Origin of the sequence: Sphingopyxis granuli NBRC 100800 (genome assembly GCF_001591045.1) — a bacterium.
Lineage (GTDB): Bacteria > Pseudomonadota > Alphaproteobacteria > Sphingomonadales > Sphingomonadaceae > Sphingopyxis > Sphingopyxis granuli.
Window position 1 is genome coordinate 1 of sequence record NZ_BCUA01000051.1, and the last position, 12,762, is coordinate 12,762.

The following is a 12,762-nucleotide window of genomic DNA, read 5'->3' on the forward strand; positions in this document are numbered from 1 at the left end:
ATATGGGGGGCGTCGCGGGTTTATGGCACGCCGCTCTATCCTGAGCGCCTGCAAGACAGTCGAAGGCTCGCGATGACCCGGGGGGAGGCGGGGCGGGCGCGGCCTGCACCGTGATGCTGCGTCGAACGGGCGATCCGCCCAACTGCGGCGTCGCGGTGTGATGGCTGTCACAACGCCGTCGCCATTCCTCCCCTATGCCTGCTCCCGCGACCCAGATCAGTTCCCCGATCGGGAATTGGTCTCCCTTTCCCGGCCGGGCCTTTCGCGGTCCGGCCGGGAACCTTTTTCGCCCTTCTCGCATTATGTCCGCATCGTCGGGACGATGCCCGGATCGCCGGGCATCGGCATCATCTGCCGCCGTCGGCGGCTTCCCGAACCGACAGAGAAAGGGACGGACATGGGTATCATCATCACGTTGATCGTCGGCGGCATCATCGGCTGGCTGGCCAGCATCGTCATGCGGACCGATGCGCAACAGGGCATCCTCCTCAACATCGTCGTCGGCGTCGTCGGCGCATTCCTCGGCAACATCCTCGGCGGGATGTTCGGCATGGGCGCCTCGCTCGACGCGTTCAGCCCGATCGGTCTGCTGTGGTCGTTCATCGGCGCGGTCGTGCTGCTCGGCCTGATCAACCTCGTCCGCCGCGGCAGCGTCCGCTGATCCGAAACGGGGCTTCGTCCGGCGGCTGCCATTTCGCTAGAGCGGCGAGCATGAAATCTGCATCATCCACATGCGTTCGTGCTGAGCTTGTCGAAGCACCGTCCTTCTTCTTACGGCGCTGAAAGCAAGAACGGCCCTTCGACAAGCTCAGGGCAAACGGTGCAGATTTGAAGCACGGCGCTCTAGGATATTGTTTTGCCGTGTTTTCCGAGGCGTCGGGCGAGTCCGCCCGACTGGAAAACACTTCTAGGCGGCCGCGGATATTTGCGTTACCACCATGTGCCTGCTGCGTCGGGCAGACCAATGATCGTAGGGGGTCAAATCATGATTGATTTCATCATTGCACTTGTCATGGGCGGCATCATCGGCTGGCTGGCCAGCATCGTGATGCGGACCGATGCCCAACAGGGCATCTTCCTGAATATCGTTGTCGGTTGTATCGGTTCGATCCTCGGTCGGCTGTTGCTGGGCGGCCTGATCGGCGGCGGGCATCTGCGCGGCGACGCGTTCGACTGGCGGACGCTGCTGACCGCCTTCGTCGGTGCGGTGATCCTGCTCGCGATCGTCAACCTCGTCCGGCGCGGCCGCGTACGCTGAAATCCCGTGGCGGCCGGGCGCGACGCCCGGCCGACGCAAGGGCGGCCACCCGCAGGGGTGCGCCGCCCTTTCCGTTGTCCGAAGCCGCTGGAATCGGCCGTCCATCCCGTCTATGAGCGGGCGGCGGACGGAGCGATGGCGGCCGGCGTTTGCCTCTTGCCACTAGTGATGTAATACGGTAATACACCTACGAGGATTTGGGTCCTGTCATGCGGGCGGGGGCGTATCGCTGTCGGCGGTCGTCGCGTCGGCTGCCATGGGCAGCGGATGGGGATTTCGGCGTGAACTACGAGCGGAAAGTGGAAGCGATGGACAGCCTGGCGGGATCGACCCCGAGCTTTTATGACGAGGGCGAGAGCCGCCGCAAGCGCACGCGGCTGATCGTCGCGCTGGTGCTGATCGGGTTCGCGCTGGCCGCGACCTGGTATGCCTTCACGCACCGGGGCACCGGCGCCGCGACCGCCGAAGGGGCGGACGGCGCCGCCGCGCAGAGCATCCCCAACGTCACCGTTGTGATCCCCGGCCGGGTTTCGGTGCAGGCGGCGATCGCCGCGAACGGCACGATCGCCGCGCGCCGCGAAATGCCCGTCGGGGTCGCGGGCGAGGGCGGCCAGGTGATCCGCGTCCTCGTCGAGCCCGGCCAGTGGGTCGGCGCCGGCCAGACGCTCGCGGTCATCGACCGTTCGGTGCAGACGCAGCAGGCGGCCAGCCTCTCCGCCTCGATCCGCGTCGCGCAGGCCGACGCGAGCCTCGCGCAGGCCGAACTCGAGCGTGCCGAAGCGCTGGTGTCGCGCGGCTTCATCTCGAAGGCCGACCTCGACCGCAAGCGCGCGACCCGCGACGCCGCCAACGCGCGCGTCCGTGTCGCGCAGGCGCAATATCAGGAAGCCGTCGCGCGCAACGGCCGCCTCAACATCGTCGCGCCCGCCGCGGGGCTGGTGCTGACGCGCGAGGTCGAACCCGGCCAGGTGGTCGGCGCGGGCAGCGGCGTGCTGTTCCGCATGGCGAAGGGCGGCGAGATGGAAATGCTCGCCCAGCTCGCCGAGGCCGACCTCCAGCGCGTCCGCGTCGGCACGCGCGCGACGATCACCCCGGTCGGCACCGACCTGCAGATCGCAGGGCAGGTGTGGCAGGTGTCGCCGATCGTCGACATGAACACGCGGCAGGGCACCGCGCGCATCGCCATCCCCTACAGCAGCGCGCTGCGCCCCGGCGGCTTTGCCGACGCGCGGCTGGTGTCGGGCACGGCGGAGGCCCCGCTGCTCCCCGAAAGCGCGGTGCAGAGCAGCGCCGACGGCAATTTCGTGCTGATCGTCGGCAAGGACGACAAGATCGAGCGGCGCGCCGTGAAGGTCGGGACCGTGACCGACGGCGGCGTATCGATCGCCTCCGGCCTGTCGGGCACCGAAAAGGTGGTCGTGCTTGCCGGCGCCTTCCTCAACCCCGGCGAAAAGGTGAAGCCGGTGATCCAGAAATCGGCGCAATAAGCGCACCCGGACCAGCACGTAAGGCGTTTGAATCATGAGCTTTCGCAACATCTCCGCCTGGTGCATCCGCAATCCGGTGCCGCCGGTCGTGCTGTTCATCCTGTTGCTGCTGGCGGGCCTCGTCAGCTTCAACCGGATGGACGTGAACGACAATCCGGACGTCGAATTCCCGCTGGTCCAGGTCATCGTCGTGCAGCCCGGCGCCGCGCCGGCGGAGCTGGAGACGCAGGTGACGCAGCGCGTCGAGGCGGCGGTCCGCGGGGTCAGCGGCGTCGACGAAATGTCCTCCTATGTCAGCGAGGGCAACAGCCGGACGATGGTGCAGTTCGCGATCGGAACGCCGATCGACCGCGCCTATAACGACGTCAACCAGGCGGTTCAGCAGATCCGCAGCGACCTGCCCGACGGCATCCTCGAACCGCAGGTGGTGCGCATCGACGCGGCGGGCGGGCCGATCACCTATTTCGCGGTCGAGGCGACCGACATGACGCTGGAACAGCTCAGCTGGTTCGTCGACAACACGGTCGCCAAGGAACTGCTGTCGATCCCCGGCATGGCCAAGGTCAGCCGCGCCGGCGGCGTCGATCGTGAGATTCGCGTCATCCTCGATCCCGCGCGCATGCAAAGCTATGGCCTGACCGCGAGCCAGGTGAACCAGGAACTGCGGCAGGTGAACCTGAACGCCGCGGGCGGGCGGACCGAGATCGCGGGGGCCGAACAGGCGGTGCGCGTGCTCGGCAACGCGGCCAATGCCTTCCAACTCGGCGAGACGCGCATCGCGATCGGCAACGGCCGCACCGTCCGCCTCGCCGACATCGCCAAGGTGACGGACGGCTATGCCGAGCAGCGCAACCTCGCGATGATCCGCGGCAAGCAGGTGCTGTCCTTCTCGATCGAGAAGGCGAAGGGATCGTCGGACGTCACCGTCCACGACGAGACGATGAAGAAGCTCGCCGAGATCAAGAAGAACAATCCCAAGGTCGACTTCAAGATCCTCTTCACCAAGACCGAATATGTGAAGGAGCAGTATCGCAGCTCGATGGCCGCGATGATCGAGGGCGCGGTGCTCGCCGTCGTCGTCGTCTTCCTGTTCCTGCGCGACTGGCGCGCGACGCTGATCAGCGCGATGGCGATCCCGCTGTCGGCGATCCCGACCTTCTGGTTCATGGACATGATGGGCTTTTCGCTGAACAGCCTGTCGCTGCTCGCGCTCAGCCTCGTCGCCGGGGTGCTCGTCGACGACGCGATCGTCGAGATCGAGAATATCGTCCGACACATGCGAATGGGCAAGACGGCCTATCAGGCCGCGATCGATGCCGCCGACGAGATCGGCCTCGCCGTCGTCGCGACGACGTCGTCGATCGTCGCGGTCTTCCTGCCGGTGGCGCTGATGCCCGGCATCTCCGGGCAGTTCTTCATCCAGTTCGGCATGACCGTCGTCTTCGCGGTGCTCGTCAGCCTGGCCGTCGCGCGCATGATCACGCCGATGATCGCCGCCTATTTCCTGTCGGCGCAAGGCGAGCAGGAGCATGCCGGCGGCCCGTGGATCGACCGCTACGAACGCATCCTTGCCTGGACGCTCGACAACAGCAAGCATCACGCGGTTCGCGCGCGTTACGACGCCATCGCGACGCGGCCGGCCTTCCTGTCCGTGCCGCTGATCGCCGCCGGCCTCGCCGTGCTGTTCATGGCGTTCCGCTATTTCCAGCCGGTGCCGGTGGGACAGGACGCGCCGAATCCCGCGATCCATTTCCTGCTGCTGACGCCGATCAGCTTCGTCGCCGCCTATCTGTTCGTCGGGCTGGCGCAGATCATCGTGGGGGCGCTCGCCTATGCGGCGGGGATGCGGCAATGGGCCTTCACCCACTGGGCCATGTTCATGGCGCGGCGCTTCTGGGCGCGATTGTTCGACCATCGCGTGTGGATCGTCGGGATCGGCCTGTTCGCCTTCCTCGGCAGCATCCTGCTGTTCACGCAGCTGCCGAACCAGTTCCAGCCGACGATCAACAGCGATTACAGCCAGATCAAATATGAGCTGCCGCCGGGTTCGACGCTGGCGCAGAGCACGCATGTCTCGAACGAGATCAACGCGATCCTCGCGGACGACAAGGCGGTGGAGAATGCCTTCTACGACGTCCAGGTCGGCAGCGGCGGGGTCTATATCACGCTGAAGAAGCATCGCGACGTCACCAGCGTCGAATGGGAACGCGGCCTGCAGCCGAAGCTGGCGGCGATCCCCGACGCGCGCGTCTCGTTCCAGAGCCAGGCGGGCGGCTTCTCGGGCCGCGACATCACCTTCATCATCGGCGGCGACGATCCGGTGCTGCTCGAACGCCATGCGCAGAAGATCGTCGCGGAGATGGGCAAGCTCAAGGAACTGCGCTCGGTGCGGATCGAGGGCGACATTCCGCGGCCGGAGATCATCGTGAAGCCGCGGCTCGACCTCGCGGCGGAACTCGGCGTCACCACCGCGGCGCTCAGCCAGACGATCCGTATCGCGACGATCGGCGACATCGACCAGAATGCCGCGAAATTCTCGCTGTCGGACCGCCAGATTCCGATCCGCGTCCTGCTTTCGGAGGATTCGCGCCGCAGCCTGGCAACGATCGAGACGCTGCCCGTGCCGACCTCGCGCGGGACCACCGTGCCGCTGAAGGCGGTGGCGGAAATCGGCTTCGGGGCCGGCCCGACCGAATTGCGCCGCTACAACCAGACGCGACGCATCGTGATCGGCGCCGACCTCGCGCCGGGGCTGGTGACGAGCGACGCGCAGACCAAGATCGACGCGCTGCCGGCGGTCAAGTCGATGCCGCAGGGCGTGCGCAAGATCATCCAGGGCGACGCCAAGTGGCAGGCCGAACTGGCGACCAACTTCATGATCGCCGTGGTGGCGGGGCTGATGCTCGTCTTCTCGACGCTGGTGCTGCTCTATCGCCGCTTCCTGTCGCCGCTGGTCAACATGTCGTCGCTGCTGCTCGCGCCGCTCGGCGGTCTGCTGGGCCTGTGGATCACGGGCATGGAAATCTCCATGCCGGTCTATATCGGCCTGCTGATGCTGCTCGGCATCGTCGCGAAGAACTCGATCCTGCTCGTCGACTTCGCGATCGAGGAGATGGACCATGGCGTCGACAAGCTCGCGGCGCTCAAGGATGCGGGCCGCAAGCGCGCGCAACCGATCGTGATGACGACGGTGGCGATGATCGCCGGCATGGTCCCGACCGCGCTGTCGCTGTCGGGCGACGGGGCGTGGCGCGCGCCGATGGGCGTCGTCGTGATCGGCGGGCTGGCGCTGTCGACGCTGCTCACGCTGCTGATCGTCCCGGCGGGCTTCAGCCTGGCCGACAGCATCGAAAAGCGCCTGGGCCGCTTCTTCTCGGCCAACCTGCTCACCTATCGCAAGGGCGACGACACGCGTCCGCACGGCGACCCGGCGCCGTCGCCGGCGGAGTGACGCGGGGGCGGCATCGGCGCGCGCGGACGGCGCGCCGGTTGCAACCTTTGGCGCGCTTCGCCATTTGTTGGGCATGACCGAGCCGACCCCAGCCCGCCCGAGCGCGCCCTCCGACCATTGGGGCGTCGCGGTTCCGACGGGCGGGCTCAACATCCGGGTCGTGGCGACCGGGCTGCTCGTCGTGATGGCGCTGATCTTCGTCAGCGCCAAATATTATCAGGACGTGCACCCCGCGATCGGCTTCGTGCGCGCCTTTGCGGAGGCGGCGATGGTCGGCGGGCTCGCCGACTGGTTCGCGGTCACCGCGCTGTTCCGCCACCCGATGGGGCTGCCGATCCCGCACACCGCGATCGTGCCGCGCAACAAGGACCGCATCGGCGACACGCTGGCGCGGTTCCTGCTCACCAATTTCCTGCTGCCGCGCCTGATCGCGCGCAAGATGCAGACGGTCGACGTCGCGGGCGCGGTCGGCAAGTTCCTGTCGGAACCGGCCGAGGGCGGCGGGCGGCTGAAGCTCGGTGCGTCGCGGATCATCGCCGACGCGCTCGGCGCGCTCGACCAGCAGCGGCTGGGCGGGATGGTCAAGTCGGCGATCGCCGACCGGCTGCGCGAACTCGACGTCGCGCCGCTGCTCGGCCAGGCGTTGCAGGCCGCGCTGGCGGAGGGGCGGCACCAGCCGCTGCTCGATGCGATGGTCGGGTGGGGATCGAAGACGCTCGAACTCAACGAGCATCTGATCCACCAGATGGTCCACGACAACAGCAACGCGATCGTCCGCTTCACCGGGCTCGACGAAAGCATCGCGAACCGCATCGTCGCCGGCCTGTCGAAGCTGCTCGCCGAGATGGCGGTCGACGAGACGCACCCGCTGCGCATCCGCGTCGAGGAGGGGCTCGCCAAGATGGCGCTCGACCTCCAGCACGACCCGGAGGTCAAGGCGAAGGTCGCGCGCGTGCGCGACGAACTGCTCGAGAACAAGGCGGTCAAGCGCTGGCTCGACGGCCTGTGGGAACAGGGCCGCGCTGCGCTGCTCAAGGCGGCGCGCGATCCCGAAACCATGCTCGCGGGGCGCATCGGCGAACTCATCACCCAGTTCGGCGCGATGCTCGGCGAGGACGAGGCGATCCGGCGCACGCTCAACCGCTACGCGCGCCGCGCGGTCGTCGGCACGGTCGACAGCTATGGCGAAACGGCGCTGCGGCTGGTGTCCGACACGATCCGCGGCTGGGACGCCAAGACGATCACCGACCGGCTGGAAAGCGCGGTCGGCGACGACCTGCAATATATCCGCATCAACGGCACGCTGGTCGGCGGGTTGGTCGGGGTGCTGATCCACGCGGTGGATGTGTTGCTGTAGCTGGGGCGGGTTTTCGGAAAAACTCACGCAAAGGCGCGAAGGCGCGAAGGCGCGAAGAGAATAATCCGGCGCGGCGTAGCGACAATCTCACACAAAGACACAAAGAGGGCGGAGGAAATATCGACATCCGTTCATCATCCTGTCGAGTGCATGGAAAAGGACCGGACAAAGTCCGGTCAATTTATCTGCTGTGGCTGCGGATCAAAGGAGAGGTGGCGATATAGGTCGCCCTCTTTGTGTCTTTGTGTGAGATATTTTTCTTCGCGCCTTCGCGCCTTTGCGTGAGATCAATCGAGCATTGCCCTCAACCCCTCGCGCCACGTCGGATAGGTCGGCGCCCATCCCAGCAGCCGCTTCGCCTTGCCGTTCGCGACGCGCCGGTTCTCGGCATAGAAGGCGCGCGCGGCGGGCGACAGGGCCGCGTCGTCCAGCGATTGCAGCCGCGGCAGCGGCGCCCCCAGTATCGCGCAGCCCCATTCGACGAGTTGGTTCTGCGAACAGGGTTCTTCGTCGGCGAGGTTGTAGACGCCCGCCGGCCCGCGGAACGACGCGATGACGCCGCCTGCGATGTCGTCGACATGGATGCGACTGAAAACCTGTCCGGGCAGCGCGATGCGATGCGCGCGCCCGTCTCGTATCCGGTCGAGGATCGACCGGCCGGGGCCATAGATGCCGGGCAGGCGCAGGACGCGCACGTCGCCGCGCAGCGCCTGCCACGCGGCGTCGGCGGCGTTGCGGTCGGCGCGGCGGCCGCGGACGGGGGCGCTCTCGTCGACCCACGCGCCGCGCGCGTCGCCATAGACGCCGGTCGAGGACAGATAGCCGATCCACGTCGCCGGCGCGACGGCGATCGCCTCGCCATAGCGGGCGAGCACCGGATCGCCCCCGTCCGCCGGCGGCACCGACGACAGGATATGCGTCGCGTCGCGCAGCGCCGCCAGCACCGCCGACGCGTCGGCGAAGGCGATGCTGCCGCCGCGCCCGTCGCGCGTGGTGCCGATGACCTCCCACCCGCGCGCGCGCAGCCGCGCCGCGAGATGTCCGGCCGCATAGCCCATTCCGAAAATCAGCATGTTGCTCATGGGTCGCCTTATTGCGCGGCGCAGCCGCCAAGCCTAGGACAATGACCGACAGTTTTTCCCGTTCGTGCCGAGCGTGTCGAAGCATCGTCCTTTCTTTCGGCGCCGAAACGAAGGACGGCCCTTTGGCAAGCCCAGGGCGAACGATTCTCGTTCGAGGTTTCTTCCGCACATGACCGACGCGTCCTCCTCTCCCGTCCCCCCCGTCACCATCCATCGCACCGCCTATCGCCCGCCCGAATGGCGGGTGCCGGAGGTGGCGCTCGATTTCGCGCTCGGGCTCGAGGAGACGCGGGTGACGGCGGCGTTGTCGGTGGTGCGCGATGCCGATGCCCCGGCGCCGCTCGTGCTGCGCGGCGACGCGCTGACGGCAGAGGCGGTGCGCGTCGACGGCGAGGCGTGGAACGGCTGGCGGATGGACGGGCCGGACCTGGTCGTCGATCTGGGCGACCGGACCGCCGCGGTGGTCGAGGTCGATACGCGGATCGACCCCGCCGCCAACAGCCAGCTCATGGGGCTCTATGCCTCGAACTCCATGCTCTGCACCCAGTGCGAGGCGGAAGGGTTCCGCCGCATCACCTTCCACCCCGACCGTCCCGACGTGCTCAGCCGCTACCGGGTGCGGATGGAAGGCGACAAGGCCGCCTTCCCGATCCTGCTGTCGAACGGCAATTGCGTCGCGACGGGGGAGGGGGAAAGCGGAACCCACTGGGCGCTGTGGGAAGACCCGTGGCCGAAGCCTTCCTATCTGTTCGCGCTCGTCGCCGGCGACCTCGTCGTCAACCGCGATCATTTCACCACCCTGTCGGGGCGCCGGGTCGAACTCGGCATCTGGGTGCGCGCGGGCGATCAGGATCGCACCCACCACGCGATGGCTTCGCTCAAGCACAGCATGGCGTGGGACGAGCAGGTCTATGGCCGCGAATATGACCTCGACCTGTTCAACATCGTCGCGGTCAGCGATTTCAACATGGGGGCGATGGAGAACAAGGGGCTGAACGTCTTCAACACCCGCTATATCCTCGCCGACCCCGACACCGCGACCGATGCCGATTACGACGGGGTCGAGGGGGTCGTCGCGCACGAATATTTCCACAACTGGTCGGGCAACCGCGTCACCTGCCGTGACTGGTTCCAGCTCAGCCTGAAAGAGGGCTTCACCGTCTATCGCGACCAGAGCTTTTCGGCCGCGATGGGCTCGGCGGCGGTCAAGCGGATCGAGGATGTGCGCGTGTTGCGCGCCGCGCAGTTCCCCGAGGACGCCGGGCCGCTCGCGCACCCGATCCGCCCCGATAGTTATCAGGAAATCTCGAACTTCTATACCGCCACCGTCTATAACAAGGGCGCCGAGATCATCCGCATGATGGCGACGATGGTCGGCCCCGAACGCTTTCGGCGGGGCACCGACCTCTATTTCGACCGCCACGACGGCGAGGCGGCGACGTGCGAGGATTTCGTCCGCGCGATCGAGGACGGCGCCGGCATCGACCTGACGCAATTCCGCCTTTGGTACAGCCAGGCCGGAACGCCGCGGATCGCCGCGCGCCTCGAAGGCGACGCGGCGAGCGGCGAATGGGTGCTGCACCTCGCGCAGACCATCCCGCCGACGCCGGGGCAGCCCGACAAGGCGCCGATGCTGATCCCGCTGCGGATCAAGGCGTTCGACCGCAACGGCGCGGCACAGGATGCGGCGGAGCAACTCGTGCTGCTCGACCGCGCCGACGCGACGGTGCCGCTCGGCCGCTTCGCCGGCCGGCCGATGCTGTCGATCAACCGCGGCTTCTCCGCCCCGGTGATCGTCGATTGCGCGCGCGCGCCGGGCGAACTCGCGTGGCTCGCGGCGCATGACGACGATCCCTTTGCGCGTTACGAAGCGTTGCAGCAGCTGATGCTCGACACGCTCGTCGCGGCGGTGTCGGGGGAGGCGGCGGAGCGCGGCGCGGTGGTCGATGCGGTGCGCGAGACGCTGGCGGGCGCCGCCGCCGATCCGGCCTTCGTCGCAGAAGCGGTGCTGCTGCCGAGCGAGGCCTTCATCGGCGACCAGATGGTGACGGTCGATCCCGACGCGATCCGCCGCGAACGGCTCGCGCTGCAGGCCGCGATCGGCGAGGCGCTCGAAAGCGAATGGCGCGCGATCCTCGCCGATCCCGCGCCGCCCGCGACCGACCTCTCTCCCGCCGCCAAGGGACGCCGCCGGCTGCGCGGGGTCGCGCTCGCCTACCTTGGGGCGACGGCAAGGGACGACGCGCCCGCGCTGGCCTTCGCCATCTTCTCCGACGCCGACGGCATGACCGAGCGGCAGGCGGCGCTCGCGACGCTCGCGCACGGCGACAGCGATGAGCGCGCCCATGCGCTCGACATCTTCTACCAGCGCTACCGCGACAATCCGCTCGTGCTCGACAAATGGTTCCAGGTGCAGGCGTGGTCGCTGCGCCCCGACACCGTCGATGCGGTGCGCGACCTTGCGCGCCATCCCGATTTCACGCTGGCGAACCCCAACCGCGTGCGGGCGCTCTATGGCGCCTTCACCGCCAATCAGGCGGCGTTCCACCGCGCCGACGGCGCCGGCTATCGCCTGCTCGCCGACCTCGTCATCGCGCTCGACCCGAAGAACCCGCAGACCGCCGCGCGCCTGATCCCGCCGCTCGGCCGCTGGAAGCGCTTCGACGAGGCGCGGGCGGCGCTGATGAAGGCGGAACTGGACCGCATCCTGGCGCAACCGGGCCTGTCGCGCGACGCGACCGAGCAGGCGAGCAAGAGTTTGCTGGGGTAGGGGTAGAAGGCCGTCGTTTGTGTCACATACCGGTTCCCCTCCCGCAGGCGGGAGGGGCAGCGAGACTTAAGAACTTGTTCGTTAGTCGCAGCGGGGTGGGCCTTTGCGCCGCTGCTGCCCACCCCCGACCCCTCCCGCAAGCGGGAGGGGAGACAAATGGCGCCTTTCGGCCATTTCCCCGCTCTTCGTCACCCGGCCGAAAACAGCTTGGTGCCCACCACCCCGATCACGATCAGCGCCATGAAGCCGACCTGCACCGCGCCGACCTTTTCGCCGAACAGCAGGATGCCGCCGATGATCACGCCGACCGCGCCCAGCCCGGTCCAGATCGCATAGGCGGTCCCGGCCGAAATCTCGCGCATCGCGAAGGCGAGCAGCGCCATGTTGACGAAACTCAGCGTCACCGGCACCGCCGACGCCTGCCACGTCCCGACCGTCGCCGCCCATTTGAGGCTGAGCGCCCAGCAGATTTCGGTGAAAACGGCGATGGCGAGGATGATCCATCCCATGAAGAGTCCTTTCCGGTCGGCGGGCTCGGGGGAAGGGCGCACGCCGGAAACCCGAAAGAGGCGCGCAAGCCGCAGCATGACTGCGCGGCGCGCTTAGATCGGAACGCGGTGAATTGGAACCGTCATTGCGAGCGAAGCAATCCGGAGGGTGTATGTCAGAGCGGCGCCCTTGATCTGACCGATCTTCAGGTTCCACCTTCTACTCGGGTTGCTTCGTTTCGCCCGCGATGACGAGGCGGGATATCTCAGTTCCCCAGCCACCCCGCGACGTCGCTCGCGACCTTGTTCGCCGCGCGGGTCAGCGCTTCGCCCACCGGCTTGGCCTCGATCCGGCCGCCGACCGGCTCGCGCGCCTCGAAGCGGCGCTGGGTGACGGTCTTGCCGCCCGCGCCGACGCGCATCGCCTGGTAGACGACGATCGCCTCGTTCGACCGCGCATCGACCCCGAACTCCATGAGCTGCCCGGCAAGCTGCTCGCCCGGCGCGGTCAGATACTGGCCTTCGTCGATCACCACGCGGTTCGTGCGCGCGGCGACGGTTTCGGACAGCAGGCGCTGGAACAGCCGCTGCGGCGCCTCGACCCATTGCGCGTCCTTGACATAGGCGACGCTGGCATCGTCCTGCTGCACCGGGATGCGCGTCGTGCGCAGCTTCTGCGGCGCGGCGGGAATCAGGATGGTCAGCGTCGCGGCGTCGCTGGCGGTGCGCGCCTCGCCCGCCGCCGGGGCGGCGTCGGCATCGAGCGTCAGCAGGAAGGGCGGCACCTTGCCGCCGAAACTGACGCACCCCGAAAGCAGCAGGGCGCCGAGCGCGAGGGTCAGGGAGGTGCGAAGGCGGCTGGGCATCGG

9 protein-coding genes are annotated in these 12,762 nt (G+C 67.8%); 6 read left to right on the forward strand and 3 right to left on the reverse strand.

Features of this window, described 5'->3' with window-relative positions:
- Positions 1-397 precede the first annotated feature (397 nt).
- The 5 genes from SGR02S_RS12465 to SGR02S_RS12485 all read left to right on the forward strand — a co-directional run bounded on the left by SGR02S_RS12465 (position 398) and on the right by SGR02S_RS12485 (position 7,553).
- Positions 398-661: a GlsB/YeaQ/YmgE family stress response membrane protein gene (locus SGR02S_RS12465; RefSeq protein WP_067110264.1), complete on the forward strand. Its 264-nt coding sequence runs from the start codon at positions 398-400 to the stop codon at positions 659-661.
- Between the two features lie 324 nt (positions 662-985).
- Entirely contained in the window at positions 986-1,258 is a 273-nt protein-coding gene (locus SGR02S_RS12470) for a GlsB/YeaQ/YmgE family stress response membrane protein (RefSeq protein ID WP_174521660.1), read from the forward strand.
- A 281-nt stretch (positions 1,259-1,539) separates the two neighbouring features.
- Positions 1,540-2,745 carry an efflux RND transporter periplasmic adaptor subunit gene (locus SGR02S_RS12475; protein ID WP_419964891.1) on the forward strand — a complete coding sequence of 402 codons (1,206 nt, stop codon included), beginning with the start codon at positions 1,540-1,542 and terminating at the stop codon, positions 2,743-2,745.
- Between the two features lie 34 nt (positions 2,746-2,779).
- Positions 2,780-6,196, forward strand: a complete 3,417-nt coding sequence (locus tag SGR02S_RS12480; protein ID WP_067110207.1) for an efflux RND transporter permease subunit — start codon at positions 2,780-2,782, stop codon at positions 6,194-6,196.
- 73 nt (positions 6,197-6,269) lie between these two features.
- On the forward strand, positions 6,270-7,553 hold the full coding sequence (locus SGR02S_RS12485) for a DUF445 domain-containing protein (RefSeq protein WP_419964890.1): 1,284 nt from the start codon (positions 6,270-6,272) through the stop codon (positions 7,551-7,553).
- A 287-nt stretch (positions 7,554-7,840) separates the two neighbouring features.
- On the opposite strand, the gene SGR02S_RS12490 is transcribed toward SGR02S_RS12485, so the two are convergent.
- Positions 7,841-8,635: a Rossmann-fold NAD(P)-binding domain-containing protein gene (locus SGR02S_RS12490; protein ID WP_067110210.1), complete on the reverse strand. Its 795-nt coding sequence runs from the start codon at positions 8,633-8,635 to the stop codon at positions 7,841-7,843.
- 169 nt (positions 8,636-8,804) lie between these two features.
- Between SGR02S_RS12490 and pepN the strand changes: the two genes are divergently transcribed.
- On the forward strand, positions 8,805-11,405 hold the full coding sequence (gene pepN / locus SGR02S_RS12495; RefSeq protein ID WP_067110213.1) for an aminopeptidase N: 2,601 nt from the start codon (positions 8,805-8,807) through the stop codon (positions 11,403-11,405).
- 188 nt (positions 11,406-11,593) lie between these two features.
- Here the strand turns inward: pepN and SGR02S_RS12500 are convergent, their stop codons facing one another.
- Entirely contained in the window at positions 11,594-11,914 is a 321-nt protein-coding gene (locus tag SGR02S_RS12500; RefSeq protein WP_067110216.1) for a DMT family transporter, read from the reverse strand.
- A gap of 245 nt (positions 11,915-12,159) precedes the next feature.
- Complete coding sequence (locus SGR02S_RS12505; RefSeq protein WP_067110219.1) at positions 12,160-12,759, reverse strand: ABC-type transport auxiliary lipoprotein family protein; 600 nt, start codon at positions 12,757-12,759, stop codon at positions 12,160-12,162.
- Between the last annotated feature and the right edge of the window lie 3 nt (positions 12,760-12,762).

What these genes read in the sequence shown, in the direction of transcription:
- SGR02S_RS12470 (WP_174521660.1), top strand. Translation starts at nt 986, where the DNA reads ATGATTGATTTCATCATTGCACTTGTCATGGGCGGCATCATCGGCTGG.
- SGR02S_RS12465 (WP_067110264.1), top strand. Translation starts at nt 398, where the DNA reads ATGGGTATCATCATCACGTTGATCGTCGGCGGCATCATCGGCTGGCTG.
- SGR02S_RS12490 (WP_067110210.1), bottom strand. Translation starts at nt 8,635, where the DNA reads ATGAGCAACATGCTGATTTTCGGAATGGGCTATGCGGCCGGACATCTC.
- pepN (WP_067110213.1), top strand. Translation starts at nt 8,805, where the DNA reads ATGACCGACGCGTCCTCCTCTCCCGTCCCCCCCGTCACCATCCATCGC.
- SGR02S_RS12480 (WP_067110207.1), top strand. Translation starts at nt 2,780, where the DNA reads ATGAGCTTTCGCAACATCTCCGCCTGGTGCATCCGCAATCCGGTGCCG.
- SGR02S_RS12505 (WP_067110219.1), bottom strand. Translation starts at nt 12,759, where the DNA reads ATGCCCAGCCGCCTTCGCACCTCCCTGACCCTCGCGCTCGGCGCCCTG.
- SGR02S_RS12485 (WP_419964890.1), top strand. Translation starts at nt 6,270, where the DNA reads ATGACCGAGCCGACCCCAGCCCGCCCGAGCGCGCCCTCCGACCATTGG.
- SGR02S_RS12500 (WP_067110216.1), bottom strand. Translation starts at nt 11,914, where the DNA reads ATGGGATGGATCATCCTCGCCATCGCCGTTTTCACCGAAATCTGCTGG.